Source organism: Pseudomonas sp. QLc11A (assembly GCF_052112305.1).
Taxonomy (GTDB): domain Bacteria; phylum Pseudomonadota; class Gammaproteobacteria; order Pseudomonadales; family Pseudomonadaceae; genus Aquipseudomonas; species Aquipseudomonas laurylsulfatiphila.
Window position 1 is genome coordinate 184569 of sequence record NZ_JAVAJJ010000008.1, and the last position, 25476, is coordinate 210044.

The 25476-nt window shown below is 59.6% G+C and carries 25 protein-coding genes, 3 tRNA genes and 1 pseudogene; 13 read left to right on the forward strand and 16 right to left on the reverse strand.

Translation table 11 applies throughout. The features are described 5' to 3' along the window. Positions 1 to 217 precede the first annotated feature (217 nt). From Q8X48_RS14285 to Q8X48_RS14315, 7 genes are all read right to left on the reverse strand, one after another. Positions 218 to 1633 carry a sigma-54 interaction domain-containing protein gene (locus tag Q8X48_RS14285; RefSeq protein ID WP_407802526.1) on the reverse strand — a complete coding sequence of 472 codons (1416 nt, stop codon included), beginning with the start codon at positions 1631 to 1633 and terminating at the stop codon, positions 218 to 220. Between the two features lie 140 nt (positions 1634 to 1773). Continuing rightward, the gene (locus Q8X48_RS14290) at positions 1774 to 3351 is read right to left on the reverse strand and encodes an ABC transporter ATP-binding protein (RefSeq protein WP_217838220.1); all 1578 of its coding nucleotides are present in this window, start codon (positions 3349 to 3351) and stop codon (positions 1774 to 1776) included. Positions 3352 to 3364: 13 nt separating this feature from the next. Further along, positions 3365 to 4387, reverse strand: coding sequence for an ABC transporter permease (locus Q8X48_RS14295; RefSeq protein WP_007974697.1), 1023 nt, complete (start codon positions 4385 to 4387; stop codon positions 3365 to 3367). Further along, on the reverse strand, positions 4387 to 5448 hold the full coding sequence (locus tag Q8X48_RS14300; RefSeq protein ID WP_407802524.1) for a microcin C ABC transporter permease YejB: 1062 nt from the start codon (positions 5446 to 5448) through the stop codon (positions 4387 to 4389). Before Q8X48_RS14300 ends, Q8X48_RS14295 begins: the two co-directional genes overlap by 1 nt. Continuing rightward, positions 5448 to 7316, reverse strand: coding sequence for an extracellular solute-binding protein (locus Q8X48_RS14305; protein WP_095966786.1), 1869 nt, complete (start codon positions 7314 to 7316; stop codon positions 5448 to 5450). The genes Q8X48_RS14300 and Q8X48_RS14305 overlap by 1 nt, the downstream gene beginning before the upstream one ends. A gap of 131 nt (positions 7317 to 7447) precedes the next feature. Continuing rightward, the gene (locus Q8X48_RS14310) at positions 7448 to 7729 is read right to left on the reverse strand and encodes a peptidylprolyl isomerase (protein WP_015094906.1); all 282 of its coding nucleotides are present in this window, start codon (positions 7727 to 7729) and stop codon (positions 7448 to 7450) included. A 107-nt stretch (positions 7730 to 7836) separates the two neighbouring features. Beyond that, entirely contained in the window at positions 7837 to 8718 is an 882-nt protein-coding gene (locus Q8X48_RS14315; RefSeq protein ID WP_407802523.1) for an esterase/lipase family protein, read from the reverse strand. Between the two features lie 337 nt (positions 8719 to 9055). Here Q8X48_RS14315 and Q8X48_RS14320 point away from each other — a divergent pair, with 337 nt between their 5' ends. Further along, positions 9056 to 10120 carry a hypothetical protein gene (locus tag Q8X48_RS14320; RefSeq protein ID WP_407802522.1) on the forward strand — a complete coding sequence of 355 codons (1065 nt, stop codon included), beginning with the start codon at positions 9056 to 9058 and terminating at the stop codon, positions 10118 to 10120. A 57-nt stretch (positions 10121 to 10177) separates the two neighbouring features. Here the strand turns inward: Q8X48_RS14320 and Q8X48_RS14325 are convergent, their stop codons facing one another. Beyond that, positions 10178 to 11257: a 3-deoxy-7-phosphoheptulonate synthase gene (locus Q8X48_RS14325; RefSeq protein ID WP_126045607.1), complete on the reverse strand. Its 1080-nt coding sequence runs from the start codon at positions 11255 to 11257 to the stop codon at positions 10178 to 10180. Positions 11258 to 11884: 627 nt separating this feature from the next. Here Q8X48_RS14325 and Q8X48_RS14330 point away from each other — a divergent pair. The 11 genes from Q8X48_RS14330 to Q8X48_RS14380 all read left to right on the forward strand — a co-directional run bounded on the left by Q8X48_RS14330 (position 11885) and on the right by Q8X48_RS14380 (position 19870). After that, positions 11885 to 12643, forward strand: coding sequence for a carbon-nitrogen hydrolase family protein (locus Q8X48_RS14330; protein ID WP_407802520.1), 759 nt, complete (start codon positions 11885 to 11887; stop codon positions 12641 to 12643). Next, positions 12643 to 13077 (forward strand): GNAT family N-acetyltransferase, encoded by a 435-nt coding sequence (locus Q8X48_RS14335; protein WP_407802519.1) that lies wholly within the window; start codon positions 12643 to 12645, stop codon positions 13075 to 13077. Before Q8X48_RS14330 ends, Q8X48_RS14335 begins: the two co-directional genes overlap by 1 nt. Before the next feature lie 136 nt (positions 13078 to 13213). Further along, entirely contained in the window at positions 13214 to 13855 is a 642-nt protein-coding gene (gene gacA, locus Q8X48_RS14340) for a response regulator transcription factor GacA (protein ID WP_008015884.1), read from the forward strand. A gap of 2 nt (positions 13856 to 13857) precedes the next feature. Continuing rightward, positions 13858 to 15681, forward strand: coding sequence for an excinuclease ABC subunit UvrC (uvrC, locus tag Q8X48_RS14345; protein WP_015094912.1), 1824 nt, complete (start codon positions 13858 to 13860; stop codon positions 15679 to 15681). 32 nt (positions 15682 to 15713) lie between these two features. Further along, positions 15714 to 16274, forward strand: coding sequence for a CDP-diacylglycerol--glycerol-3-phosphate 3-phosphatidyltransferase (gene pgsA / locus Q8X48_RS14350; protein ID WP_015094913.1), 561 nt, complete (start codon positions 15714 to 15716; stop codon positions 16272 to 16274). 63 nt (positions 16275 to 16337) lie between these two features. Beyond that, a tRNA-Gly gene (locus tag Q8X48_RS14355) sits at positions 16338 to 16413 on the forward strand. A 47-nt stretch (positions 16414 to 16460) separates the two neighbouring features. Next, positions 16461 to 16534: transfer RNA gene (locus Q8X48_RS14360), tRNA-Cys, on the forward strand. 195 nt (positions 16535 to 16729) lie between these two features. Next, positions 16730 to 16816, forward strand: a tRNA-Leu gene (locus Q8X48_RS14365). 252 nt (positions 16817 to 17068) lie between these two features. Next, positions 17069 to 18616 carry a phospholipase D-like domain-containing protein gene (locus tag Q8X48_RS14370; RefSeq protein ID WP_407802364.1) on the forward strand — a complete coding sequence of 516 codons (1548 nt, stop codon included), beginning with the start codon at positions 17069 to 17071 and terminating at the stop codon, positions 18614 to 18616. A 154-nt stretch (positions 18617 to 18770) separates the two neighbouring features. Further along, positions 18771 to 19268 (forward strand): hypothetical protein, encoded by a 498-nt coding sequence (locus tag Q8X48_RS14375; protein WP_407802766.1) that lies wholly within the window; start codon positions 18771 to 18773, stop codon positions 19266 to 19268. Next, complete coding sequence (locus Q8X48_RS14380) at positions 19265 to 19870, forward strand: transglycosylase SLT domain-containing protein (protein WP_407802362.1); 606 nt, start codon at positions 19265 to 19267, stop codon at positions 19868 to 19870. Before Q8X48_RS14375 ends, Q8X48_RS14380 begins: the two co-directional genes overlap by 4 nt. Positions 19871 to 19993: 123 nt before the next feature. On the opposite strand, the gene Q8X48_RS14385 is transcribed toward Q8X48_RS14380, so the two are convergent. After that, on the reverse strand, positions 19994 to 20188 hold the full coding sequence (locus Q8X48_RS14385) for a hypothetical protein (RefSeq protein WP_407802361.1): 195 nt from the start codon (positions 20186 to 20188) through the stop codon (positions 19994 to 19996). A 174-nt stretch (positions 20189 to 20362) separates the two neighbouring features. Here Q8X48_RS14385 and Q8X48_RS14390 point away from each other — a divergent pair. Further along, positions 20363 to 20617, forward strand: a pseudogene (locus Q8X48_RS14390) (TetR/AcrR family transcriptional regulator); the annotation flags it as partial. A gap of 16 nt (positions 20618 to 20633) precedes the next feature. Here the strand turns inward: Q8X48_RS14390 and Q8X48_RS14395 are convergent. The 7 genes from Q8X48_RS14395 to modA form a co-directional block, all read right to left on the reverse strand. Continuing rightward, positions 20634 to 20918 (reverse strand): hypothetical protein, encoded by a 285-nt coding sequence (locus tag Q8X48_RS14395; protein ID WP_007975979.1) that lies wholly within the window; start codon positions 20916 to 20918, stop codon positions 20634 to 20636. Between the two features lie 207 nt (positions 20919 to 21125). Continuing rightward, positions 21126 to 21356: a hypothetical protein gene (locus tag Q8X48_RS14400; protein WP_007975977.1), complete on the reverse strand. Its 231-nt coding sequence runs from the start codon at positions 21354 to 21356 to the stop codon at positions 21126 to 21128. A gap of 129 nt (positions 21357 to 21485) precedes the next feature. Then, the gene (locus Q8X48_RS14405; protein ID WP_126045673.1) at positions 21486 to 21707 is read right to left on the reverse strand and encodes a hypothetical protein; all 222 of its coding nucleotides are present in this window, start codon (positions 21705 to 21707) and stop codon (positions 21486 to 21488) included. A 72-nt stretch (positions 21708 to 21779) separates the two neighbouring features. After that, on the reverse strand, positions 21780 to 22805 hold the full coding sequence (locus Q8X48_RS14410; RefSeq protein WP_407802359.1) for a DNA topoisomerase IB: 1026 nt from the start codon (positions 22803 to 22805) through the stop codon (positions 21780 to 21782). Positions 22806 to 22880: 75 nt separating this feature from the next. After that, positions 22881 to 23960, reverse strand: coding sequence for a molybdenum ABC transporter ATP-binding protein (modC, locus tag Q8X48_RS14415; protein WP_407802358.1), 1080 nt, complete (start codon positions 23958 to 23960; stop codon positions 22881 to 22883). A 3-nt stretch (positions 23961 to 23963) separates the two neighbouring features. Beyond that, positions 23964 to 24644 carry a molybdate ABC transporter permease subunit gene (gene modB, locus Q8X48_RS14420; RefSeq protein ID WP_015094922.1) on the reverse strand — a complete coding sequence of 227 codons (681 nt, stop codon included), beginning with the start codon at positions 24642 to 24644 and terminating at the stop codon, positions 23964 to 23966. A gap of 1 nt (position 24645) precedes the next feature. Beyond that, a complete protein-coding gene (modA, locus tag Q8X48_RS14425; protein ID WP_407802357.1) occupies positions 24646 to 25413 on the reverse strand; it encodes a molybdate ABC transporter substrate-binding protein in 768 nt (255 codons plus the stop codon). Positions 25414 to 25476 lie beyond the last annotated feature (63 nt).

Consider the following 25476-nt stretch of genomic DNA (forward strand, 5'->3'; position numbering starts at 1 on the left):
CCAAGTACTTAACTTGTTGAAATATAAGGATATATTCTGAAGTTGGTGAACTGATTTGGGATTGCTGTCTCTTGTTTGAGACTTGTATTGGGAGTGCCGGCCTCTTCGCGGGCAAGCCCGCTCCCACAGTTGACAGAGTGGGTCAGGCGGAATGCTTTCTCCTGTGGGAGCGGGCTTGCTCGCGAAGGTCTGTCTAACAATGGAGATTCATGTCTCTTTAGAGAGACTCAGCAATCCCCAACGCCACCATCTTCTTGTATAACGTCGACCGCCCCAGCCCCAGTCGCGTCGCCGCCTCAATGACCTTGCCCCCGCATTGCGCAAGGGTCGTTTCGATCAGTTGCCGGTCAAATCGCTCCCGCGCCGCACTGAAGGTTTCATGGGCAAAGGGCTCCTGGGCCAAGGGCGCCACGCGCTCAACCCGGGTGAACGTACCAATCGCCGCGCGGATGTCTGCCGCCGTCAGGCGCAAGTCATCGCTGAGCAGCGCCGCGCGCTCCAGCACATTGCGCAATTCCCGGATGTTCCCCGGCCAGGCGTGTTGCCCCAACAATTCCAGGGCTTCGTGATGCAGTTCATGCTGGCTGCGCAGTTCCTCGAGAATCGCTTCGCTGAGCGCCGGCACGTCATCTAGGCGCTCGCGCAGGGGCGGCACCTGGATCGGCAGCACGTTGAGCCGGTAGTACAAGTCGGCGCGGAACTCGCCGCGTTTGATCGCCGCTTCCAGGTCGGTCGAGGTCGCGGCGATCACCCGTACATCGCTCTGGATTACCTCATTGGACCCCACCGGTTCGAATTCCTTTTCCTGCAGCACCCGCAGCAGTTTGCTTTGCAGGGGCAGCGGCATGTCGCCGATTTCGTCGAGGAACAATGTGCCGCCCTGGGCGATCTGCAATTTGCCGGCGCGGCCCTTGCGGTCGGCACCGGTAAACGCGCCGGGGGCGGTGCCGAAGAATTCGGCCTCCAGCAGTGATTCGGGAATCGCCGCGCTGTTGATACTGACAAACGCCTTGTGCGCACGGGGTGAGGCATTGTGGATGGCCTGGGCCAATAACTCCTTGCCGGTGCCGGTTTCGCCGAGCAGCAGTACCGGAGATTCGGTACTTGCACTGCGCCGGGCGCGGCGTTTGACTTCCAGGCTGGCGGCGCTGGTGCCGATGAAATGGGCGAAGTTGTATTTGGTCTGCCGCGCCCGCAGCAGCGAGCGGGTGGAGGCCAGTTCTTCCTGCATGCTCATGTAGCGTTTGAGCATCGGCGACAGGCTGCGCAGTTCGTCGAACAGGGCAAAACCGATGGCGCCGATCACCACGCCGGCATCGTCGTGAATCGGCAGGCGCATGACCACCAGCGGTTCTTTTGGGGTGTCTTGCATGTCCAGCAGAATCGGCCGGCCGGTGCGCACCACTTCACGCAACAGGCTGCCGGGGATCACGCTTTCGCAGGGCTTGCCGATCGCCACTTGCGCCGATTGCAGGCCGAAGCGCCGGGCATAGCGCTCATTCATCCAGACGATGTTGGCATCGCGGTCGACAATCACCGTGCCCTCGCTCGATTGCTCGATGATTTCGAACAATGAACGGATCGCCAGCAGGCGAACGCGCTGGTAGTCCTTGAGGCTTTCGGTGGTGTTCATGGGGGCTGATCCTGATTATGTTTTGCCTGTACTGGCCCCTTCGCGGGCAAGCCCGCTCCCACAGGGGATTTGTGAACGACACAGATCAACTGTGGGAGCGAGCCTGCTCGCGAAGGCCGCGCCGCGGTCCAACGGCAAGATTATGCCTGCCCCAACAACGCCGCCGCCAACAGCTCCTTGGTATACGGGTGCTGTGGCGAATCGAACACCTCATGGCTGGCGCCGCGCTCCACCACTTTGCCGTCCTTGATCACGATCATGTCGTGGGCCAGGGCGCGCACCACCGCCAGGTCGTGGCTGATGAACAGGTAGGTCAGACCGTGCTTTTCCTGGAGCTGGCGGAGCAGGGCGACCACCTGTTTCTGCACCGTGCGGTCCAGCGCCGAGGTCGGTTCGTCGAGAAGGATCAGCGCCGGTTTGAGCACCAGCGCCCGGGCGATGGCGATGCGCTGGCGCTGACCACCGGAGAATTCGTGGGGATAGCGATGACGGCTTTGCGGGTCGAGGCCGACTTCGCTCAGTGCGCGGATCACTTCGGCGTTGCACTCTTGGGGGCTCAACTGGCTGTGCACTTCCAGGCCTTCGCTGATGATCTGCGCCACCGACATTCGCGGGCTGAGGCTGCCGAAGGGATCCTGGAACACGACCTGCATTTTCTTGCGCCACGGCCTTAGCTGTTTTTGCGTCAGGCCGTCCAGCGCCTGGCCCTGAAAGCGGATGCCGCCTTCGGAATCGAGCAAACGCAGGATCGCCTGACCGAGCGTGGACTTGCCGGAACCGGATTCACCGACAATGCCCAAGGTCTTGCCGCGCTGTATGTTCAGGCTGATGCCATCGACGGCACGCAGCCAGGTCTTGCGTTGGAACAGGCCGCCACTGACGGGAAACCGCACCTGCAGATCGTTCACCTCCAGTACGTTTTCGCGCTCATCCCGGGGCAAGGCTTCGCCCTCGGGTTCGGCGTGCAGCAATACGCAGCTGTAAGGGTGCTTCGGTTCAGTGAACAGGGTTTCGCACGGCGCTTGCTCGACGATTTCCCCGGCCTTCATCACGCACACGCGCTGGGCGATGCTGCGCACCAGATTCAGGTCGTGGCTGATCAGCAGCAGCGACATGCCCAGCCGCTGTTGCAGGGACTTGAGCAGCAGCAGGATCTTGCGCTGCACCGTCACATCCAGCGCGGTGGTCGGTTCGTCGGCAATCAGCAGTTCCGGTTCGCACGCCAGGGCCATGGCAATCATCACCCGCTGGCGCTGGCCGCCGGACAGTTGATGCGGATAGGCCTTGAGGCGTTCCTCGGGTTTCTGGATGCCCACCAGGTGCAGCAGTTCAAGGATCCGTGCCTGCGCCGCTTTGCCTGCCAGGCCTTTGTGCACCAGCAAGGTTTCGCCGATCTGTTTTTCGATGCTGTGCAGCGGGTTCAGGGACGTCATCGGTTCCTGGAAGATCATCGCAATGCGGTTGCCGCGCAGTTGTCGCAACTTGCCGGCATCGGCACCCACCAGTTCCTGGCCGCGATAGCGGATGCTGCCCGTTGTCCGGGTATCGGTTTGCGGCAGCAGTTGCAGGATCGAGTGGGCCGTCACCGACTTGCCCGACCCCGATTCGCCCACCAGCGCCAGGCATTCGCCGGGGCGGATGTCCAGGCACAGATTGCGCACCACGGTCTGGCCACTGAAGGCCACGCTGAGGTCACGGATTTCGATCAGGTTGGTCATTGCAGCCGTCCGCTCAAGATCTCGGATCGAAGGCATCTCGCAACGCCTCGCCGATAAACACCAGTAAAGAAAGAATCAGCGCCAGGGTGAAGAACGCCGTCAGGCCCAGCCATGGCGCTTGCAGGTTCTGCTTGCCCTGGCCGATCAGTTCGCCCAGGGAAGCGCTGCCCGCCGGCATGCCGAAGCCGAGGAAGTCCAGTGCCGTCAGGGTGGAAATCGCCCCGGTGAGAATGAACGGCAGGTAGCTCAAGGTCGCGTTCATGGCATTGGGCAGAATGTGCCGGACTATGACTTTGCGGTCGGTCAGGCCCAGCGCGCGCGCGGCCTTGACGTATTCCAGGTTGCGCCCGCGCAGGAACTCGGCGCGCACCACGTCCACCAGGGCCAGCCATGAAAACAGTGCCATGATTCCCAGCAGCCACCAGAAATTCGGCTCGACGAACCCCGACAGGATGATCAGCAGGTACAGCACCGGCAACCCGGACCAGACTTCCAGCAGGCGCTGGCCGAGCAAATCCACCCAGCCCCCGTAATAGCCTTGCAGGGCACCTGCCGCAATGCCGATCAGCGCGCTGACAAACGTCAACATCAAGGCAAACAGGATCGACACCCGGGCACCGAAGATCACCCGGGCCAGAACGTCCCGCGCCTGGTCGTCGGTGCCCAGCCAGTTGACGCTGGTGGGCGGACTTGGAGCGGGTTTGTTCAGGTCATAGTTGGGCGTGTCGTCACTGAATGGAATCGGTGGAAAGAGCAACCAGCCACCATCCTTCTTGATCAGCTTCTGCACGTAGTCGCTGCGGTAGTCGGCCTGGAACGGCAGTTGCCCGCCGAACTCCTGTTCGGTGTGGCGCTTGAACACCGGGAAGTACCACTGGCCTTGATAGCTGACCATCAGCGGTTTGTCGTTGGCGATCAGTTCGCCGCCCAGGGTCATCAGGAACAGGCCGACAAACAGCCAGAGCGACCACCAGCCCCGACGGTTTTTCTTGAAACGCTCGAAGCGCCGGCGCGCCAGCGGTGAAAGCTTGAGCATCAGGCGTTCCTCGCGGCAAAGTCGATACGCGGGTCGACCAGGGTGTAGCAGAGGTCGCCGACCAGTTTTATCAAAAGGCCGAACAGGGTGAAGATGAACAACGAGCCGAACACCACCGGATAGTCCCGGGAAACCGCTGCTTCGTAACTCATGCGGCCTAGGCCGTCGAGGGAGAAGATCACTTCGATCAGCAGGGAACCGGCAAAAAACACACTGATGAACGCCTGGGGAATGCCCGATACCACCAGCAGCATGGCATTGCGGAACACGTGCCCATAGAGCACCCGTCGTTCACTCAAACCCTTGGCCCGGGCAGTGACCACGTACTGGCGGGTGATTTCATTGAGGAACGAGTTCTTGGTCAGGATGGTCAGCGTGGCGAAGCCGCCGATCACCAGCGCGGTCACCGGCAACACCAGATGCCAGAAGTAATCGGCCACTTTGCCAATGGTCGACAGCGATTCGAAGTTGTCCGAGACCAGTCCACGAACGGGGAACCAGTTCAGCGAAGTGCCGCCGGCAAACACCACGATCAGGAACATCGCAAACAGGAACGCCGGCATGGCATAGCCGATGATGATCGCGGTACTGCTCCAGATATCGAAATGGCTGCCATGGTGCACGGCCTTGCGGATGCCCAGGGGAATCGACACCAGGTAAGTGATCAGCGTCGCCCAGAGCCCGAGGGATATGGTCACGGGCATTTTCTCGAGGATCAGGTCGGTGACGGTGGCACCGCGGAAGAAACTCTTGCCGAAGTCCAGGCGCGCGTAGCTGGTGAGCATCAGCCAGAGGCGTTCGTGTGCCGGTTTATCGAAGCCGTACTGTTTTTCAATGTCCTTGATCAGCTGCGGATCAAGCCCGCGACTGGCCCGGGACTTGCCGTTCATGGGCTCGCCGGAGCCGCCGCCGACCGCGGCACCGCCGATGCCCTGCAAGTGTGCGATGGCCTGTTCGACCGGACCGCCCGGTGCCGCCTGGACGATGACAAAGTTGACCAGAAGAATGATCACCAGCGTCGGAATGATCAGCAGCAGGCGCCGCAGTATGTAAGCCCACATCAGTGCGGCCCTCCGGGTTTGCCACGGCGGATACGCTCGGCCGTCATCTGTTGGTTGGTCAATGGCGTGGTGCTCATCTCCCACCAGCTCTCGATGGCTTCGTCATTGCTCGCTTGCACGTTCGGGATGCCGAAGCGGTTCCACCACACCGTCGAGGTGCCCGGCGGGTAATAGTTGGGAATCCAGTAGTAATTCCATTGCAGCACCCGGTCCAGGGCATGGGCGTAATGCAGCATGTCAGCCTGGGTGTTGGCCCGGATCAGCCCGGTGATCAGGGTGTCCACTGCCGGGTTCTTCAACACCATGTAGTTGTTGGAGCCCGGGTCGGTGGCCGCCTCGGAACCGAAGTAATTGAGCAGTTCGCCTCCTGGAGAAGTGGTGACGGGGTAGCCGGTGACGATCATGTCGTAGTCGCGGCTCATCAGGCGGTTGACGTACTGGGACGAGTCGATGCGGCGGATATTGAGGTCGATACCGATCTGTTTCAGCGTGCGTTTATAGGGCAACAGCAGACGGTCCATGCCGTTCTGGCTGACCAGGAAGGTGAAGCTCAACGGCTCGCCGTCGGCATTGACCAGTTGGTCGCCATCGGGTTTCCAGCCGGCCTGTTCGAGCAAGTCCAGGGCCTGTAGCTGCTTGTCGCGAATCACGCCGCTGCCATCGGTCTTCGGCGCCTCGAACACCTGGGTGAAGACTTCGTCGGGAATCTGCCCGCGCAGCGGTTCGAGAATCGCCAGCTCCCCGGCATCCGGCAGTTGCCGGGCGGCGAGATCGGTGTTGGAGAAAAAGCTCTGCTGGCGAATGTACATGTCGCGCATCATCTGCCGGTTGCTCCACTCGAAGTCCCACAGCATCACCAGCGCCTGGCGTACGCGTCGGTCCTGGAACATGGGCTTTTGCAGATTGAACACAAAACCCTGGGCCGGCTGCGGCGCCTCGGTGGCGAGGTGGGCCTTTTGCAGACGACCGTCGCTCAGTGCCGGACTGTCGTAGCCGATGGAATAGCCGGTGGCGGAAAATTCCCGGTTGTAGTCATAGGCGCCACCGCGCAGGACCTGGCGCGCCACGTCGGTATCGCCGAAGTACTCGATGCTGAAATGATCGAAGTTGTAAAGGCCACGGCTGACCGGCAGGTCCTTGCCCCACCAGTCGGGATTGCGTTCGAAGGTGATGCTGCGCCCGGAATCGATCTTGCCCACTTTATAGGGGCCGCTGCCCAACGGCGCTTCATAGCCGCCGCCACCGGCAAAATCGCGAGTCTTCCACCAGTGTTCGGGAAACACCGGCAGGGTCGCGATATCCAGCGGCAGGGTGCGATTTTCGTTGTTCTTGAAATCAAAGCGGATAGTCAGAGGAGATTCCACTTCCACGCCTTTGACGTCGGCGAACTGGGTGCGGTAACGCAGGCTGCCCTGGGTCATCAGCAGGTCGAAGGTATAGCGCACGTCTTCGGCGGTAATGGCTTTGCCATCGGCAAAACGCGCCTTGGGGTTGAGGTAGAAACGCAGTGACAGGCCGTCCTCGGAACGCTCCATCTTCTCTGCCACCAGGCCGTACACGGTGTACGGCTCGTCCAGCGAGCGCTGGGCCAGCGGCGAATAGAGCAAACCGTCGATCTGTGTGACGCCGATGCCTTTGTCGATGTAAGGCAAGACATGGTCGAACTGCCCGATTTCGATCGCCGATCGCCGCATCGTGCCGCCTTTGGGGGCCAGCGGATTGGTGTAGGCGAAATGACTGAAGCCGGCAGGGTATTTTGCCGGTTCGCCGTACACGGTCATTGCCGGTTGCGGTGCTGCATTCACACCCGCGGCACCCGACAGCAGGGCCACGGCCGTGAACAACAAGGTAGGGAAAGCCAGTCGCATTGTCAGCCTTAGAGCCGGGTGGTCGTTAACGACAATTTGTACGCTAGCGGCGCTTCCCTCGCCAGCCGAATTACGTGTGTGAAACACAACGGCCCACCAAAAGGCGGGCCGTTGAATAGCTCAAGCGTCGATCAGTCCTGACGGCTGGTCACTTCCAGCAGGTGGTAACCGAACTGGGTCTTGACCGGGCCCTGGACCACGTTGAGCGGCGCGCTGAAAACCACGGTGTCGAATTCCTTGACCATCTGGCCTGGACCGAACGAACCCAGATCACCGCCCTGGCGGCTGGAAGGGCAGGTGGAGTTTGCCTTGGCAACTTCGGCGAAATCGGCACCAGCCTCGATTTGGGCCTTGAGTTCGTTGCACTTGGCTTCCGAGGCAACAAGGATGTGACGGGCAGTGGCTCTGGCCATGGGAAAATACTCCATTCAATATTCGGTAAAATGCGCAGCCTACCGGATTCAGTGAGCTATTTCTCCTCAAAGTTCCGCTCCATGCGGGATTCGCGGCAGGTAGCCGCTTAAAGGCCGGCGGCTCTCAAGCGCTCGGCATGCTGGACATACAGTTCGACCGGGTCGACGCCTGTGCGCAACTGGCCTGCCGGCTGCCCAAGGGTGTCCAGGTGATCCAGCGCATAGTCGGAGCGGATAACCGTGCCCAGGTGAGAACTGAAGCGACCGACCAAACCGTCGTTCTGCCCGGCTTCCGTGACGAAATACCCGGAAAGGAGCCGACAGAAACCGTTGAGCGGATCGAGCGCATTGAGCCCCTCTTTGAGCACATTCGAAGGCACTATGCCGCTCCACGAGTAGTAACGAACACCGTTGACCCGTTCGTTACCCTTGCCACCCCAGGTGGCGGGCAGCCCTTGCGGGTATTTGTCATTGAAGGCGCCTACGCCGTCGGTGGTCAGTGCATTGAGGGCGGCAATGGCGTTGCGCGGCTGGTACCGGTTGTCGCTCAGGGTCGCGAGGAAGTCGGCGAAGAGGGTCACCACCGTCTCGGCCACATGTTCCGGCAGACGGCCCGGTGTCAATGCCTTGCGCAGGAAATCGGCGAGCTCCGAGCCATGGTTCGGCCCGCTGACGGAAGTCACCGATGCCACACTGCGTGGTGCAACCGCTGCGGCATAACGTGCGGCCAGTGCACCCTGGCTATGGCCTATGAGGTTGACTTTGCAGGCACCGGTTCCTTCCAGTACCCGCTCGATCTGCATGAGCAATTGCTTACCGCGTACTTCGTTGTCATGGATGGCCGACAAGTGGGGAACGAACACCCTTGCTCCGGCATTCCTCAGCGCCTGCCTGATGTCGTGAAACAGCTCGAACTTGCCGATTCTTTCGAAGCCGAAAAGGCCGTGGATCAGCAGTATTGGATAACGAGTGCTTGCATTCCTTTGCATATTCACACCTTTGCACAGAAGTTCGTCGGGACTGCATGGCGTTTCACTCTAAAACACTCGAGGTTGGCGCGATGTATGAAAAGTCCGCTGAAACCTCCGGAAAGCGGAATAGTGCAAGTGTGAATGCTGAAGATTTGCTGAGGTTTTAGTCGGAATCGTTTGACGATTTTTCACGGCAATCAGGTTGCTCTTGATCAAAGACCTACTTCGTATGTATCGATTTTCCGAGCGAGGCTGAGTGAGAGGCCGACATCACGGCGGGTAGTCGTGAGGTTAAATACACGTCACCCAAGCCGGCCACCCGTTCGGTGTTTATTCCAGGGACTGGAGCGAATGAATGACTGTTTATGAACCCGACACCTTGAATCTCGTACAGCGACCATTGCCACCGCCCTTACTGGAGCAGGCGGAAAACGGCGTTCTGAACCCCTCTGACCGAAAAGCCGTGATCAGGGTCTGTCCTTACCCAGGCATGACCTGTGGCGACAAATTGCTATTGAATTGGGTGGGGCTGGATGCCGATGGCCTCGCCTGCAATCATCAGGTGACGCGTTTCGTCAGTGACGACAGGGTCGGCGAGGACATGATCTTTGCTGTGGGTAGCGCTTATATCGAGGCGCTCGACGGTGGTTCACTCGAAATCAGCTACTCGCTCTTGAGCAGTCGTTTTACCGGGATCATGCACTCCCATCGTTTACAGCTGTGTGTGGGTGATGTGCAATCAGACCTGTTACCCGCGACGGTGGACGACGCGGTGGGCAGAACGCTTGATCCGGATCGGGTCAAGGAAGGGGCGATCGTTACAATCAAACCCTATGCGCGCATGACGGCGGGCGACTGGGTGTTGCTGACCTGGACGGGTGTTTCGCTCGAAGCAAGCTTCAGTGATGCACTCAAGGTCGAGTCCTTTGCTGTGGGCAATGAGTTGTCGTTCTGGGTCAGCCCGGAGTGCATTGCGCCCAATCTGGGGTCTTCCGTTTCCGTTGATTATTGCGTCAAGCAAGCAGGACATGGCCCTCGATACTCTGAAGTAACGACACTGATGATTGGCAAGATGGAGCGGGGACCACTGCCAGCACCCGTTGTGCTGGAAGCCGACGAAGGCTGGGTGGATCTGCATGACGTGCAGGATGGGGTGACTGTCGTCATCGAAAACCCCAGGGCTGAAAAAGGGGAGCTGGTTTGCCTGAGATGCGAGGGGGAGAAATTCAACCACTGTGACGAGCGAGAAATCACCAGAGACACCGTGGGCGAGCCGTTGATATTCATCGTTCCCTACCGGTTCTGGAGGGAGCATCGAGATTCTGCGATCCGTGTTTCCTGTTCGGTCGAGCGCCTTGATGACAGCTCTCAACAATCCGGGGTGACACGGGTTAAGGTGCAATCCCTGATGGGGCATTGATCGCCATTTGCCCTCCAGTCTTCAGATGAAGGCCGGAGGGCGGACAGGTGATGCCGGTTATTGGGCGTTGTCTTGCACTCGCAGCCGATCTGCCGCTTCAAGCAACAGCTGTTCTGTCCCGGCCCAACCAAGGCAGCCATCGGTCACTGACACACCGTATTGCATTGACGAACTCAACGGCTGACAGCCCTCGAACAAATGGCTCTCGATCATCATGCCGATCAGCGAACGATCACCTTGCAGACGCTGTTCAAGCACATCGTTGAACACGGCCGGCTGGCGCAACGGGTCTTTGCCGCTGTTGGCGTGACTGCAATCGACCATGATGCGGGCCGGAATCCTGAGCCGGGCCAAGTCACTGTTCACCCGGGCGATACTGGCGCTGTCGTAGTTCGGCCCGCGATGGCCGCCGCGCAATACCAGGTGAGTGTCCGCATTGCCCGGGGTTTGAATGATCGCCGGATGTCCCTGGCTGTCGACACCGAAATGGCGATGGGGATGGGCGGCGGAACGCATGGCGTCGCTGGCGACAGCGACACCGCCGTCAGTCCCGTTCTTGAACCCGACAGGCATGCCCAGGCCGCTGGCCATTTCCCGATGGATCTGCGATTCCGTGGTCCGGGCGCCGATCGCCACCCAGCTCAACAGGTCATCGAAGTAGCCGGCGGCCATCGGCTGCAGCAGTTCAGTGGCGACGGGCAAACCCAGGCGGAGCATTTCGCGCATCAGCTCGCGGGACAGCGTCAGGCCTGCGGCCATGTCATCGCTGCCATCCAGGTGCGGATCGTAGGCCAGGCCTTTCCAGCCAACCGTGGTACGGGGTTTTTCGACGTAGGCGCGCATCACCAGGAGCATTTCGTCGCTGACTTCTGTGGCGAGGCGGGCAAGGTTGCTGGCGTATTCGAGGGCTGATTCCGGATCATGGATCGAGCATGGGCCTACGATGACCAGCATACGGGAGTCTTCACCGTTGAGAATCGCGCGAACCGCCTGGCGGTGGGTGGCGACTTGCTGGGTCAGGAGGTTGCCGAGGGGCAATTGCTGTTTGAGTTGCAATGAGCTGGGCAGACGCAGGGTCAGCGCTTCATTGGCAGGGCTCAAGGTGGATAGCGGCAGTGCGGAGACGGACGAGTTCATATTCAAGGCTTCCTGGGCTGGTGGCGGGTTCGTGCCCGCTCGCTCGGCCCTACTGGGGTGTTCGACAATTGGCCAGACTGGCGGTGTGTGTGCGCTTGCCACCTGTGGGTGACCGATCGGAGGCGGCAGGCTGTCCCGAGCGGTGGGTGGTAAATCGCCAGGCGGTAAAACTGTCGTAACGGTAATAAGTGGCGTAGTTCATGTTCTGAATCCTCTAAATGTCTGGTGTGTCGCTAAAAACGTTGGGGCTGAAAAAACAAAACCCCCGGTCGGGAGGCCGACCGGGGGTTGAGAATTCTCTGGTGGCGACCCGTTTAAAGTGGGCGCCGTGTGGGTATCAGGCGCGCCAGTGGCTAAACCAATACCCAAAATAAAAGCTGACCGGAGCACAGCCGTCGTTCACCCGGACAGCCGCAACCGAGCGCAGGGCGCTGGCGGTACGAAGCTGTGAGAGGGTGCTGAACATGGTCTGTCTCCAATGGATGGGTCGAGCTTACTAGAGGCCGGTGCGCAGATTCAATCAGAAAATGCTATTGGCCGGCGACAGGGTTTTCTATCGCTTGAGTGGCCTGAGGGTTGTGACAAACTCTGCGTCTGTTCAAAAGCACATCGACACAAGGACGCTTCATGTTACCGCTGACCATCGCTGCAGCCCAATCGATCTCTATCGCCGGAGACATTGCTGGCAATATCGCCAGGCACCAACGCTTCATCGCGGCAGCCGCGGAGCAGGGCGTGCAGTTGCTGGTGTTCCCTGAATTGTCGCTGACCGGCTACGAGCGCGGGCTCGCGGCCGAGCTGGCCATTGTGTCGGATGACGCCCTTCTGCAACCGCTGCGAGACGTCGCCCGGGCAGTCGGTGTGACGGCTGTTGTCGGTATGCCGATTCGACTGCCGGATAACCAGTCGGTCCTGATCGGTGCGCTGGTGCTGGGGGCCGATGGTTCGCTTGGGGTCTACAGCAAGCAGCATCTGCATCCCGGGGAAGAAGTGGCGTTTGCACCGGGCGCCGGGGGGGCGCCCCTTACCATCGGGACAGACACTATTGCTCTGGCGGTCTGCGCCGACTTTTCCCACTCCAGCCATGCCGCTGCTGCAGCGTGCCAGGGTGCAGATGTCTACGCCGCAGGCGTGCTGATCACGGAAAACGGCTACGTCGCGGATACCGCGTTGCTGCAAGGCTATGCCGCGCAGCACGCCATGGTGGTGTTGATGGCCAATCATGGTGGTGCGACAGGTGGCTGGGGATCGGCAGGACGCAGCGCGATCTGGGCGTCGGACGGTTTGTTGATTGCGGCCGCCACCGGTACCGGCAGCCAGATGGTTGTGGCCCGGCGCAACAGCGAGGGCTGGAGCGGGGAAGTCGTCGCCGTGGAGCCAGCGTGATGGACTGCGCATGGCGTGTGGCCACGCCAGAGGATCTGGCTTTCGCCCGCCACCTGACCTGTAAAAACATGCTGCGCTACTACATTCGGCACGACCTGATATGGCAGGACGAAGCTTTTGACGTGGCCTGGGCAGGGCGGGACAACCGCATGCTGACAAGCGGTGATCAGTTGCCGGGTTATGTGAGCTTGAGCCGTGATGCCAGAGCGTTGTACATCCGCGAACTGCAGGTCGTCGAAGCGTTTCGCGGGCAGGGCATTGGTTCCTGGGCAATCGATCAGGTACTGTCAGTCGCGTACCAGGAGCGGCGACCGGCGCTACGCTTGACGGTTTTTGAAAATAACCCGGCGCGGGCGTTGTACGAGCGCAAGGGATTCACAGTGGTGGGTAAGGATGAATGTTTCCTGAGAATGCAGCTTGATATCAATCCATGACATTGGCGCAACGCGTTTGCGACCGGCCTTTCAAGATGAATTGAAACTTTTAATCTGATGCTTTCCGCTAGGTCTGCCAGATGCTTTTTGCTAAGGTGTCTGGCAACCCAATAAGACCATATCGCGAGGTGTCTGCTTGATTAGGGTGCTAGTAGTCGATGACCATGATCTCGTTCGTACAGGCATTACACGAATGCTGGCTGACATCGATGGCCTGCAAGTAGTCGGCCAGGCCGAGTCGGGTGAAGAATCCCTGCTCAAGGCGCGTGAGCTGAAACCCGATGTGGTGTTGATGGACGTCAAGATGCCGGGTATCGGCGGTCTTGAGGCCACTCGCAAATTATTGCGCAGTCATCCGGATATCAAGGTCGTCGCGGTGACCGTGTGTGAAGAGGACCCGTTTCCTACGCGGCTGTTGCAAGCCGGTGCGGCAGGGTACCTGACCAAGGGGGCAGGTTTGCCGGAAATGGTCCAGGCCATCCGCCTGGTGTTCGCCGGGCAACGCTACATCAGCCCGCAAATTGCCCAGCAACTGGCGATCAAGTCCTTCCAGCCCACCAACGACTCGCCTTTCGATGCCCTGTCCGAGCGGGAAATCCAGATCGCGCTGATGATAGTCGGCTGCCAGAAAGTACAGATCATTTCCGACAAATTGTGCCTGTCCCCGAAAACCGTGAACACCTACCGTTACCGCATCTTCGAAAAGCTTTCGATCAGCAGTGATGTCGAGTTGACGCTGTTGGCGGTGCGTCATGGCATGGTCGACGCCAGCCTCTGAAAATGACCGAAACCTTTGATCCGAGCGCCTTTCTGTCGACCGTCAGCGGGCGCCCCGGCGTGTATCGCATGTTCGACAGCGAAGCGCGGTTGCTTTACGTCGGCAAGGCGAAAAACCTCAAGAATCGCCTGTCGAGTTACTTTCGCAAGACCGGGCTTGCCCCCAAGACCGCCGCACTGGTCGCACGTATCGCCCAGGTCGAAACGACGATCACCGCCAACGAAACCGAAGCCTTGCTGCTCGAGCAGACGCTGATCAAGGAATGGCGCCCGCCCTATAACATCCTGCTGCGCGACGACAAATCCTACCCCTATGTCTTTCTCTCCGACGGAGAGTTTCCGCGCCTGAGCATTCATCGCGGTGCGAAAAAGGCCAAGGGCAAGTATTTCGGTCCTTACCCCAGCGCCGGCGCGATCCGCGAAAGCCTGAGCCTGCTGCAAAAGACGTTTTTCGTTCGGCAATGCGAAGACAGCTATTACAAGAACCGCACCCGTCCTTGCCTGCAATACCAGATCAAACGCTGCAAGGCACCCTGCGTCGGGCTGGTGGAACCCCAGGTGTACGCCGAAGACGTGCGCCACTCGGTGATGTTTCTTGAAGGACGCAGCAGCGCGCTGACTGACGAGTTGTCTGCCGGGATGGAAGAAGCGGCGATCAATCTGGAGTTCGAGCGAGCGGCCGAGCTGCGGGACCAGATTGCGTTGTTGCGCCGGGTTCAGGACCAGCAGAGCATGGAAGGCGGGACCGGGGACGTCGATGTGATCGCCGCGTTCGTCAACCCGGGCGGTGCCTGTGTGCACTTGATCAGCGTGCGGGGCGGGCGGGTGTTGGGCAGCAAGAACTTCTTCCCTCAAGTCGGTATTGAAGAAGATGTTTCTGAAGTCATGGCCGCGTTTCTTGGCCAATACTTCATCAGCAGCCCTGAACGCGACTTGCCCAGCGAGTTGATCGTCAATGTGGTCCACGATGACTTTCCAACACTGATCGCGGCCATCGACGAGCTGCGCGGTCGTGAACTGACCATCAGCCATCGCGTGCGTGGTACGCGAGCGCGCTGGCAGCAATTGGCCGTGACCAATGCCGAGCAGGCGCTGAATGCGCGCCTGGCGAATCGTCAGCACATTACGGCGCGCTTCGATGCACTGGCCGAGGTGCTGAAACTCGATGAGCCTCCACAACGCCTGGAGTGCTACGACATCAGTCATTCCAGTGGCGAGGCGACAGTGGCGTCCTGCGTGGTCTTCGGCCCCGAAGGCCCGATCAAGTCCGATTACCGCCGGTACAACATCGAGGGTGTTACGGCCGGCGATGATTACGCGGCGATGCACCAGGCGTTGACCCGACGCTTTAGCAAACTGAAGGACGGGGAGGGCAAGCTGCCGGATATCCTGCTGGTGGATGGTGGTAAAGGTCAGTTGTCCATGGCCCGTGACGTGCTCGATGAACTGGCCGTACCTGATCTGATCCTGCTCGGCGTGGCAAAAGGCGCGACGCGCAAGGCCGGTTTCGAAACCCTGTACCTGAACGATGCCGCGCACGAGTTCACCTTGCGCGGCGATTCTCCCGCGCTGCATCTGATCCAGCAGATTCGCGACGAAGCCCACCGATTTGCCATCACTGGGCACCGCGCCCGGCGTGGAAAAACCCGTCGGACGTCTACACTGGAAGGCGTCGCTGGCGTCGGTCCAACACGTCGGCGGGATTTGTTGAAACATTTTGGTGGATTGCAGGAGCTGTCTCGTGCAAGCATCGAAGAAATTGCCAAAACCCCCGGGATCAGTAAAAAGCTCGCAGAGTTGATTTATGCAAATCTGCACAGCGAGTAGAATGCCCCCTCACCTCGTAGCCAGTTGTGCCGATGAATATCCCTAATCTGATTACCGTTCTACGCGTTCTGCTCATTCCGATCTTCATTTTGCTGTTCTACCTGCCTTACCAGTGGAGCTACCTGGCTTCCGCCTCGGTCTTCGCCTTTGCTGCCGCCACCGACTGGCTGGACGGCTACCTGGCCCGCCGCCTGGAACAAAGCACACCGTTCGGGGCTTTTCTCGATCCGGTTGCCGACAAGCTGATGGTCGCGGTTGCGCTGGTACTGTTGGTGCAGGAACACGCAAACCTGTGGCTCACGCTGCCGGCTGCCGTGATCATCGGTCGCGAGATTGTCGTCTCGGCCCTGCGCGAATGGATGGCCGAACTGGGCGCACGTGCCCACGTCGCCGTATCGAACCTTGGCAAATGGAAAACCGCCGCGCAAATGCTCGCGCTGGTGATCCTGCTGGCCAATCCCAAGGATTTCAGTTTCTGGGTCTTGCTGGGCTATACGCTGCTGATGGTGTCGGCCGGCCTGACTTTGTGGTCGATGGTCCAGTACCTGCGGGCTGCCTGGCCACATCTGAAGACCGACGTTGAAAAGAAATAAAACTTTTTTGAATCAAAGGGTTGACGGGGCTTCTGGATTCTATAGAATGCGCCACACCAAGACGCGGGAATAGCTCAGTTGGTAGAGCACGACCTTGCCAAGGTCGGGGTCGCGAGTTCGAGTCTCGTTTCCCGCTCCAAGTTTGTACGCATTTGATGTCGCGCTACTAGATATCAAATGTTTTGAGGCCGAGTAGCAAAATGGTTATGCAGCGGATTGCAAATCCGCCTACGCCGGTTCGATTCCGACCTCGGCCTCCACTAATAAACAAGCTCCGTAGATCTATGATTTACGGAGCTTTTTTATTTTCAGCAGCCTGCAAGATTTAGTCTTGAAAAGGGTATTTGCGAACTTGCTTCACCGGGGCGGGATGTATATATTTCCACCTCTGCTGCACAGGCGTCAGAATTGCCAGATCGTTATTTGGCACAACCTGGACGCTTCACCGCGCTACCGCCCGAATGGCGAAACTGGTAGACGCATGGGACTTAAAATCCCCCGCTCGTAAGGGCGTGCCGGTTCGATTCCGGCTTCGGGCACCATGAATATCAAGGGCTTGCGTGAGATACCTCATGCAGGCCCTTAGTTTTTTCCGCCTTCAAAAAATCTTTTTCGCAATTCGCTAATGCCCGGACTGCATGCTCTGCAGGGAACCGGTAAATTTCGACACGCTGCCTGAAACGGGCTTTACTGAAACAAGTCGTGCGGATTATCGAGGGCTGCATGTTCTCGGCAGCCGGTACTGGCTGGATGCCGGGTCCACATCTACACCCGTCGATGTTGAGGGCCAGCCCATGTCCCGGTTCCTCTGCGCCATGTTGTTCGCGCTGTTGCTAGTCGGCTGCGCCACCACGCGCTTGCCCCATGACTTCAGCGAGGCGATCCCCGCCAGCGAATCGGCTTTCGGGCGTTCGATCCAGACTCAGGCCGCCGCGCATGAGGGGCGCTCGGGTTTTCGCTTGCTGCCCAACAGCAGTGAAGCATTCCGGGCGCGCGCCGAGTTGATCCGCAATGCGCAGAAAACCGTCGATCTGCAGTACTACATCGTGCATAACGGTCTCAGCACCCGGGCACTGGTTAATGAAATGCTGCTGGCTGCCGATCGCGGCGTACGGATACGTATGCTGCTCGATGACACGGCCACCGACGGCCAGGAAGAAGTCATCGCTACCCTGGCGGTGCACCCGAACATCCATATCCGCGTCTTCAACCCTTTGCATCTGGGGCGCAGTACCGTGGTGACTCGAACCATGGGTCGCTTGCTTGATCTCTCCCAGCAGCACCGACGCATGCACAACAAACTGTGGCTGGCTGACAACAGCGCAGCCATCGTCGGCGGACGCAACCTGGGGGATGAATATTTCGACGCCAAGCCCGATCTCAACTTCACCGATATGGACCTGCTTTGCATCGGCCCGGTCGCCGAGCAGTTGGGGCACAGCTTCGATCAGTACTGGAACAGCGCCTTGAGCCAGTCGATCAGTGACTTCCAGATCAACAAGCCGACAGCACAGGACTTGCTCGAGAGCCGCCAACGTCTGGAGCAATCGCTCCAGTCCTCACGTACCGAGCACAGGGCTTTGTACAACCATCTCATGACCTACCAGACTCGACCGCAATTCGAGACTTGGCGCAAGCAGCTGATCTGGGCCCATAGCACGGCGATGTGGGACGCTCCGAGCAAGGTCCTGGCTGACGGCGAACCGGCACGCGCGTTATTGATGGCCACACAACTGCGGCCTGAACTTGATGGCGTCAGCAACGAGCTGATCATGATGTCGGCCTACTTCGTCCCGCAAAAGTCGGGCATGGACTATCTACTGGGTCGTGCTGATGCCGGCGTTGATGTGCGCCTGCTGACCAACTCACTGGAAGCCACCGATGTGCCGGCGGTGCATGGCGGCTATGCACCGTATCGCAAGACGCTGCTCGAACATGGCGTGAAACTCTATGAGCTGCGGCGTCAGCCGGACGACCCCGGCCGCAGCTCTTCGTTTGGACTCAGTGGTGGCTCGGACTCCAGTCTGCACACCAAGGCCATGATCCTGGACAAGCAGAAGGTGTTCATCGGTTCGTTCAATTTCGACCCGCGTTCAGTGTTCTGGAACACTGAAGTCGGGGTCCTGGTCGACAGTCCCGAACTGGCCGGCTACGTGCGCCAGGCGGCGCTTGAGGGCATGGCGCCGGCCATGAGTTACCAGGCCCGACTGGAAAACGGCGAAGTCGTCTGGTTCACCGAGGACGACGGCCGCCAACATACCTTGCGCAAGGAACCCGGCGGCAAATGGCGCAGCTTCAAAGCCTGGCTCAGCGACAAGGTCGGTCTGGAGAAGATGCTCTGAATCAAAACCCGGAGTCCCCCTCTGGTCTCGTCGTGCAACAGGGATTTACAAAGAACCCGTTCGATAAGGGTGACGTGATCAAGCTGGAGGTCTTCTGACGTTTTTGCCTGCACCTGCCTGACTCAGGCGCCTTGCATGAGCTGGCTTGCCAGCAATGGTCGTTAACGAAAACGCGTGTGAACTGGATAAACGCGGCGCGCTTGAGTCCATCGCCAGCAGGCTGGCTCCTACAGTTTCAGCGTGGGCACGGTCCCTTGTGGGAGCTGGCTTGCCAGCGATGGTCGTTAACGATAACGCGGGGGAGCTGGATGAACGCGGCGCACTGGAGTCCATCGCCAGCAGGCTGGCTCCTACAGTTTCAGCGTGGGCACGGCCCCTTGTGGGAGCTGGCTTGCCAGCGATGGTCGTTAACGAAAACGCGTGTGAACTGGATGAACGCGGGGCACTTGAGTTCATCGCCAGCAGGCTGGCTCCTACAGTTTCAGCGTGGGCACGGTCCCTTGTGGGAGCTGGCTTGCCAGCGATGGTCGTTAACGAAAACGCGTGTGAACTGGATGAACGCGGGGCACTTGAGTTCATCGCCAGCAGGCTGGCTCCTACAGTAGTTACCCGGGATTGTGCGAAGAACCTTATTTTTGAGCGTGATGAATGACACAACGAAATATTTTGCTGTTGACTTTGTTGTTCATGTTTTTGACAGGTTGCACGACGATGCCACCCAAGGATCAGGACAATCTCTGCAGTATTTACCGTGAGTATCCCGACTGGTACGAGGACTCGCTGGAAATGCAGAGTGAATATGGGACACCACTGCATGTGGCCATGGCGATCCTGAAGCAGGAAAGCAGCTACGTGGCGGACGCATTGCCGCCGCGTGACTACCTGCTCTGGGTGATCCCCTGGGGGCGAGTCAGTTCGGCCTATGGTTATGCGCAGGCTCAGGACCCGGTGTGGGGTGAGTACAAGGACAGTACCGGCAACGGCGGTTCACGTGACAGTTTCGACGACGCGATCATGTTTATCGGCTGGTACACCACGGGCACGCAACGTCAGCTCGGAATCTCCAAATGGGACACCTACAATCAGTACCTGGCTTATCACGAGGGGCGTGGGGGCTTTAGCCGCAATACCTATCGCAGTAAACCGTGGCTGATGCAGGTTGCCCGGAAAGTGCAAAAGCAATCGGAGATTTACAACGCCCAACTCAAGCAGTGTCGCCAGGCGCTGGAAGATGATCGCGGTGGGTGGTTCTAGCGCGGCAGAGACTCCGCTAGCGGGCGTTATGCGGGATCAAGGGCTTGCCAGCGAAAGCCGATACAAGCCCTTGTCGGTTTCTGCGCCATCATTTCTGCCTTGATGGTGGTTGCCGGATTTTTTTCAGGAAACCGGGCCGGTCTTGCGACGATCGCTGCCGGTCGGGTTGCCGATGTTGATCAACCTTCTTTCCTGCAACACGTTTTCCAACGCCTGGCGGTCTGACGGGGTCAATTGATGCTCTCGCTCCTTGAGCTCCAGCAGGATCGGGGTGGACCACTGGCGGTAGGTTTGTTCGGCACTACGATTGAGTGACATGCGTTTTCTCCTTGATCAGGCTCCTGCCAATTAAGGCGCCGCAGTTCGATACGCAAGAGACCCTAGCCGACGTACCCTGTTCTCGCCAATGCATTACATCGTACGCCCATTTCCCCAGATGCCCGCAGCTGCCGTGGGCTGCACGTAGTCGCTGAAATCGCGGGCCGTCCGTCGAACTCCGTCATCCGAACGCTCGTCGAACGCTACAACGCTGAGAGCCGTCGTTGCATTGAACAGGGATTGGAGGCTGTCGAGGATGCCCAGGGTTTGCAGGCCGCCTATTGGCAGTTGCTTTTGATCTGGCACCTGGGCGAGGCGACCATGCGGCTGGCTGTCACTTGTACGCCAGAGGAAGGGCGCGCGCTGGTCGAGGCATTCAAGCGCATGTCCCTGCGCGAGGTCATGGAGCCAGCGTGCAGGGACATCTGATCGCAGTAAAAGCTGCCTAAACGAAAGGTTGGCCGGCAAATCCCCGTGGCAGTCGTTGCAGGCCGGCCATCGCAGTCAGTCGTTCGGTCCAGGCTGAACGCCAGTTATCGGCGGTGTGCACGGCTTTGGCTTTGCGTGCTGCGCGGCGGGCAGCGTTGCGTTCAGCCTTGCGGGCTTCTTTGTAGGCGTCGGTGTTTCGGCAGCTTCTGCATTTCACCCGATTGAGTTCGCGGGTCGATACCAGGTTGTTGCCGTGGTGACCGCAGGCCAGGTGCCCGCTGACTTTGAAATGAGTGACCATTGGAACGTCTCCTTGGTGACGTGTGATCGGTTGACCCCACGTGAGCGGTGACGTTCGATTGGTTTTGCGCAACAAAAAATCCCGGCACGAGGTCGGGTTGCAAGAGAGGGGGAAAACTCGGCAGGCAGACAGCTATCCGGAGGCGTTAGTGCCACCGGTCATGCTGCCCGAATCGGGCCTGTCCTCGTACCGCGAGTCCGTGGCGGATCATCTGAACCGAGGCAGAGGCCGGTCGACAGGCTGGAGAGAAGACAGCGTGTGCCGGATCAGCGGCGTGTCCTTCTCGATGTCGTTCAGGCGATCACGAATTCTGAGGGCGGTGGGGTGTCCGCCTTGATGATCGACCCAGTCGGCGATTTCCTTGCAGGCCGCAGCCAGGCGCGCCTGACGGGAGTCCAGCAAGGTGAGCAGGGTGGTGATGGACTCTTTTTCGGACATGGGAGACACCTCCGTTCAAGAAACCTGGAGTGGCAGCAAAAAGCCCGCTGGGAGCGAGCTTTCTGCCGTTGGGGTCGCTGTTCCTTCAGCCATTTCAGTATAGACCCGTTAAAAAATGGTGACAGGCCCTCAAACTTGTCGGGCTGTCACTTGTGATTTGGCGTTCAACTGCCGGCAAACACGCTGAGCGTCTTCTTCAGTGTCGTAGCCATCGCCGATAAACCCTTGGGTGCGGGTATCGGCGATGCGATACCAGACCTCTGCATCCGGAGGCAGATGGTCATTTTCACCCGCACGGCGGCCATGGATGATGATCTTGTTGCAACGCTTCACGACGAAAATGTCTTCCATGGCGTCTCCGCAGCGGATTCGTGTTCAGTTCAACTATAGAAGTCATTGGTGATCGTGCAAAAAATAGGCAGGTCAATTCGTCGGTTCAGGCGCGGCGGGCATTCTCTCAAGGAAGATCGCCAGCCTGACTTCCTCGGCCGATAGCCCCTTGCGCGCCCTGGTCCTTGGCAGTTGCGCCAGATCACCGAGAACAAAGCCATCCAGCACTGCCGGGTGGATATAGCATTTGCGGCACACCGCTGGAGTATTGCCGAGCTGCCTGGCCACATTCTTGACCATTTCCACCAGGTGCCGCCTGGCATCCGTTTCAGGCTCCCACTGCAGTTTGCGCAACATCGCCAGGGCCAGGACGCTGCCGGCCCAGGTGCGGTAATCCTTGGCGGTGAAATCGGCGCCGGTGAGGGTTTGCAAATAGCTGTTGATGTCGGATGAACTGACGGTGTGCCGGTCTCCGTTTTCATCCAGATACTGAAACAGGTTCTGCCCGGGAATGTCCTGGCAGCGTTTGATGATCCGCGCCAGTCTTCGGTCTTTCACGGTGATCTGGTGTTCGACGCCACTTTTTCCGCGGAACTGGAACAGGATGGCACTGCCGTTGATCTCCACATGGCGGCTGCGCAAGGTCGTCAGGCCGTAAGAGCGGTTGTCCCGGGCATATTGGCTGTTGCCGATACGGATCAACGTCGTGTCCAGCAGGGTGATGACCGTGGCCATGACTTTGTCGCGACTGAATCCCGGTGCCGCCAATTCGGCTTCCAGTCGCTGACGCAGTTTCGGCAAGGCCAGCCCGAACTCACGCAGGCGCAAGTATTTGTCGGCGTCGCGCACCTCCCGCCAGCGCGGGTGATAACGGTATTGTTTGCGACCCCGGGCATCCCGCCCGGTGGCCTGCAGGTGCCCGCATGGATCGGCGCAGATCCACACCTGGGTATAGGCGGGTGGCACCGCGAGTGCGTTGAGGCGTTTGATCGCCTCCGGGTCGGTGATGCGCTGGCCCGCCGGGTCGAAATAGGCGAATCTTCCGCGCAGTTTCCTGCGGGTGATGCCCGGCTGAGTGTCATCGACATAATGCAGGTCAGGTGGCAGTGCGTCGGGCATGACAGGCGTCCAGGGCGAGGAATCACGGGGCGTTACAGCCATGGACCGCGCCCCGCTGCAGTCGTGCCGGCGGATTTACGCCAGCACCGCGATCGCTTTGATGAGTGCCCAGAGTTGCTGGCCAGGGTGGATGTTCAGGTGATCACGGGAATAACGCGTGATCCGCGCCAGCAGCGGCGTACCGGCGGCGTCCAGGCGAATCAGCACATGGGCGGCGTTGTCGGCGTTCATTTCACTGACCACGGTGACCGGCAGGCGATTGAGAATGCTGCTTTGCCCGGCACTGTGCAGGTTCAGGCTGACATCCCGCGCCTGGACCTTGCAGCGCAGTGCCTGGCCTGTATCCATGGGCGTATGCGGTACTCGAATGTTGAGGCTGGTGCCGGGCAATTGCAGGCTCAGCAATTGATAGTCCGCGTCATAGGCGCTGACACGACCCTCGATCACCACGCCAGCGTCGTCCCCCATGGCCAGAGGCAAGTCGAGGCGCGCCAGGGTCTGGCCGATCGGGCCGCTGGCCAGTGCCTTGCCGTTGCTGAGCAACACGATATGGTCGGCCAGCCGCGCGACCTCATCCTGGGAGTGGCTGACGTACAGCACCGGAATGTCGAGTTCGTCGTGCAGGCGTTGCAAGTAAGGCAGGATTTCATTTTTGCGTTGGGCATCCAGCGCGGCCAGTGGCTCGTCCATCAACAACAGTTTCGGGCTGGTGAGCAAGGCGCGGGCGATGCCGACGCGCTGTCGCTCGCCGCCCGAAAGGTGTTGCGGGCGCCGATCCAGCAAATGGCTGATGCCCAGCAGCTCGCTGGCGTGGGCCATGTCGACCCGACGCTGCGGCTTCGGGATGCGCTTGAGGCCAAACTCCAGGTTGGCCAGCACCGACAGATGAGGAAACAGGCTGGCTTCCTGGAACACGTAGCCCAGCGCGCGTTTGTGCGGCGCGACGAAAACCTTGTTTGCGCTGTCTTGCCAGACTTCATCGTTGACCTGGATAAAACCCTGATCGGCTCGTTCCAGGCCGGCGATGCAGCGCAGGCAAGTGGTCTTGCCCGAACCGGAATGACCGTAAAGTGCTGTGACGCCACGGCCCGGCAGTTGCAGGTCGACGTCCAGGGCGAAGCCCGGGTAATCCAGTTTCAGGCGCATATAAATCATCGGTCAGCTCCAGCCCGCTTTGGTTTTTCGGCTGGAATACAGTGCCAGCAAGACGACAAACGAGAACACCAGCATCGCCCCGGCCAGCCAATGGGCTTGGGCGTATTCCATGGCTTCGACGTGATCGTAGATCTGTACCGAGACCACGCGGGTCTTCTCGGGAATATTGCCACCGATCATCAGCACTACGCCGAACTCGCCGACGGTGTGGGCGAAACCGAGAATGGCGGCGGTAATGAAACCGGGGCGTGCCAGGGGCAGCGTCACGCTGAAAAAGGTGTCCCAGGGATTGGCCCGCAGCGTCGCAGCCACTTCGAGCGGGCGCGTGCCAATGGCGGAAAAAGCGTTTTGCAGCGGCTGGACGACAAAGGGCATCGAATACAACACCGAACCGATGACCAGCCCTGCAAAGCTGAACGTGAGGGTGCCAAGACCGAGTGATTGGGTGAACTGGCCAATGAACCCGTGAGGGCCTAGGGCCAGCAACAGATAAAAACCGATCACAGTCGGTGGCAACACCAGGGGCAGGGCGACAATGGCCCCGACCGGGCCGCGCAACCAGGAGCGGGTGCGCGAAAGCCATAACGCAATCGGAGTGCCGACAATCAGCAGGATGACGGTCGTCAGGGACGCCAGTTTCAGGGTCAGCCAGATGGCGGAAAAATCGGCACTCGATAGCGACATTTTAGATTTCGTAGCCGTAGGACTTGATGACAGCTGCCGCTTTCGGCCCCTTGAGGTAGTCAACCAATGCCTTGGCGGCCGGGTTGTCCTTGCCCTTGTTGAGAATCACGGCGTCCTGTTTGATCGGGTCGTGCAGGCTGGCCGGAACGATCCAGGCCGAACCACTGGTGATCTTGCCGTCCTTGTAGATCTGCGACAGGGCGACAAAACCCAGCTCGGCGTTGCCGGTGGAGACGAACTGATAGGCCTGGGTGATGTTCTGGCCTTCAACGATCTTGTCCTTGACCTTGTCGGTCAGACCTTCTTTGGCCAGCACCTGGGTTGCCGCGAGGCCGTAAGGCGCAGCCTTCGGATTGGCAATGGACAGGTGCTGGTATTTGTTCTTTCTCAGCACATCGCCCTTGGCATCGACGTAGCCTTCCTTGGCCGACCATAGCGCCAGGGTGCCGACTGCGTAGGTGAAGCGCGAACCCTTGACGGTGTCGCCTTCAGCCTCGAGTTTTTTCGGGGTGCTGTCGTCTGCCGAGAGGAACACTTCGAACGGCGCGCCGTTTTTGATCTGGGTGTAGAACTGGCCGGTAGCGCCAAAGGCGGTGACCAGTTTATGCCCGGTGTCCTTTTCGAAATCAGCGGCGATGGCCTGGATGGGCGCTGTGAAGTTGGCAGCGACAGCCACCTGGACTTCGTCCGCCTGGGCTGAGCCGAAGGCGAATACGGCGAGCAGGCTCGTGAGGCACGCAGGGGCAAAACGTGAGACGCGAATGGACATGAAACGGCTCCGTTAAAGGCAATTGCAGCAAGGGTAAATCGTTATGTACATAAATATATAGCG

Bases quoted from the DNA above. Each gene is read 5' to 3' on its own strand.
- Q8X48_RS14285 (WP_407802526.1), bottom strand. From the start codon at position 1,633: ATGAACACCACCGAAAGCCTCAAGGACTACCAGCGCGTTCGCCTGCTG.
- Q8X48_RS14290 (WP_217838220.1), bottom strand. From the start codon at position 3,351: ATGACCAACCTGATCGAAATCCGTGACCTCAGCGTGGCCTTCAGTGGC.
- Q8X48_RS14295 (WP_007974697.1), bottom strand. From the start codon at position 4,387: ATGCTCAAGCTTTCACCGCTGGCGCGCCGGCGCTTCGAGCGTTTCAAG.
- Q8X48_RS14300 (WP_407802524.1), bottom strand. From the start codon at position 5,448: ATGTGGGCTTACATACTGCGGCGCCTGCTGCTGATCATTCCGACGCTG.
- Q8X48_RS14305 (WP_095966786.1), bottom strand. From the start codon at position 7,316: ATGCGACTGGCTTTCCCTACCTTGTTGTTCACGGCCGTGGCCCTGCTG.
- Q8X48_RS14310 (WP_015094906.1), bottom strand. From the start codon at position 7,729: ATGGCCAGAGCCACTGCCCGTCACATCCTTGTTGCCTCGGAAGCCAAG.
- Q8X48_RS14315 (WP_407802523.1), bottom strand. From the start codon at position 8,718: ATGCAAAGGAATGCAAGCACTCGTTATCCAATACTGCTGATCCACGGC.
- Q8X48_RS14320 (WP_407802522.1), top strand. From the start codon at position 9,056: ATGACTGTTTATGAACCCGACACCTTGAATCTCGTACAGCGACCATTG.
- Q8X48_RS14325 (WP_126045607.1), bottom strand. From the start codon at position 11,257: ATGAACTCGTCCGTCTCCGCACTGCCGCTATCCACCTTGAGCCCTGCC.
- Q8X48_RS14330 (WP_407802520.1), top strand. From the start codon at position 11,885: ATGTTACCGCTGACCATCGCTGCAGCCCAATCGATCTCTATCGCCGGA.
- Q8X48_RS14335 (WP_407802519.1), top strand. From the start codon at position 12,643: ATGGACTGCGCATGGCGTGTGGCCACGCCAGAGGATCTGGCTTTCGCC.
- uvrC (WP_015094912.1), top strand. From the start codon at position 13,858: ATGACCGAAACCTTTGATCCGAGCGCCTTTCTGTCGACCGTCAGCGGG.
- pgsA (WP_015094913.1), top strand. From the start codon at position 15,714: ATGAATATCCCTAATCTGATTACCGTTCTACGCGTTCTGCTCATTCCG.
- Q8X48_RS14370 (WP_407802364.1), top strand. From the start codon at position 17,069: ATGTCCCGGTTCCTCTGCGCCATGTTGTTCGCGCTGTTGCTAGTCGGC.
- Q8X48_RS14375 (WP_407802766.1), top strand. From the start codon at position 18,771: ATGGTCGTTAACGAAAACGCGTGTGAACTGGATAAACGCGGCGCGCTT.
- Q8X48_RS14380 (WP_407802362.1), top strand. From the start codon at position 19,265: ATGACACAACGAAATATTTTGCTGTTGACTTTGTTGTTCATGTTTTTG.
- Q8X48_RS14385 (WP_407802361.1), bottom strand. From the start codon at position 20,188: ATGTCACTCAATCGTAGTGCCGAACAAACCTACCGCCAGTGGTCCACC.
- Q8X48_RS14395 (WP_007975979.1), bottom strand. From the start codon at position 20,918: ATGGTCACTCATTTCAAAGTCAGCGGGCACCTGGCCTGCGGTCACCAC.
- Q8X48_RS14400 (WP_007975977.1), bottom strand. From the start codon at position 21,356: ATGTCCGAAAAAGAGTCCATCACCACCCTGCTCACCTTGCTGGACTCC.
- Q8X48_RS14405 (WP_126045673.1), bottom strand. From the start codon at position 21,707: ATGGAAGACATTTTCGTCGTGAAGCGTTGCAACAAGATCATCATCCAT.
- Q8X48_RS14410 (WP_407802359.1), bottom strand. From the start codon at position 22,805: ATGCCCGACGCACTGCCACCTGACCTGCATTATGTCGATGACACTCAG.
- modC (WP_407802358.1), bottom strand. From the start codon at position 23,960: ATGATTTATATGCGCCTGAAACTGGATTACCCGGGCTTCGCCCTGGAC.
- modB (WP_015094922.1), bottom strand. From the start codon at position 24,644: ATGTCGCTATCGAGTGCCGATTTTTCCGCCATCTGGCTGACCCTGAAA.
- modA (WP_407802357.1), bottom strand. From the start codon at position 25,413: ATGTCCATTCGCGTCTCACGTTTTGCCCCTGCGTGCCTCACGAGCCTG.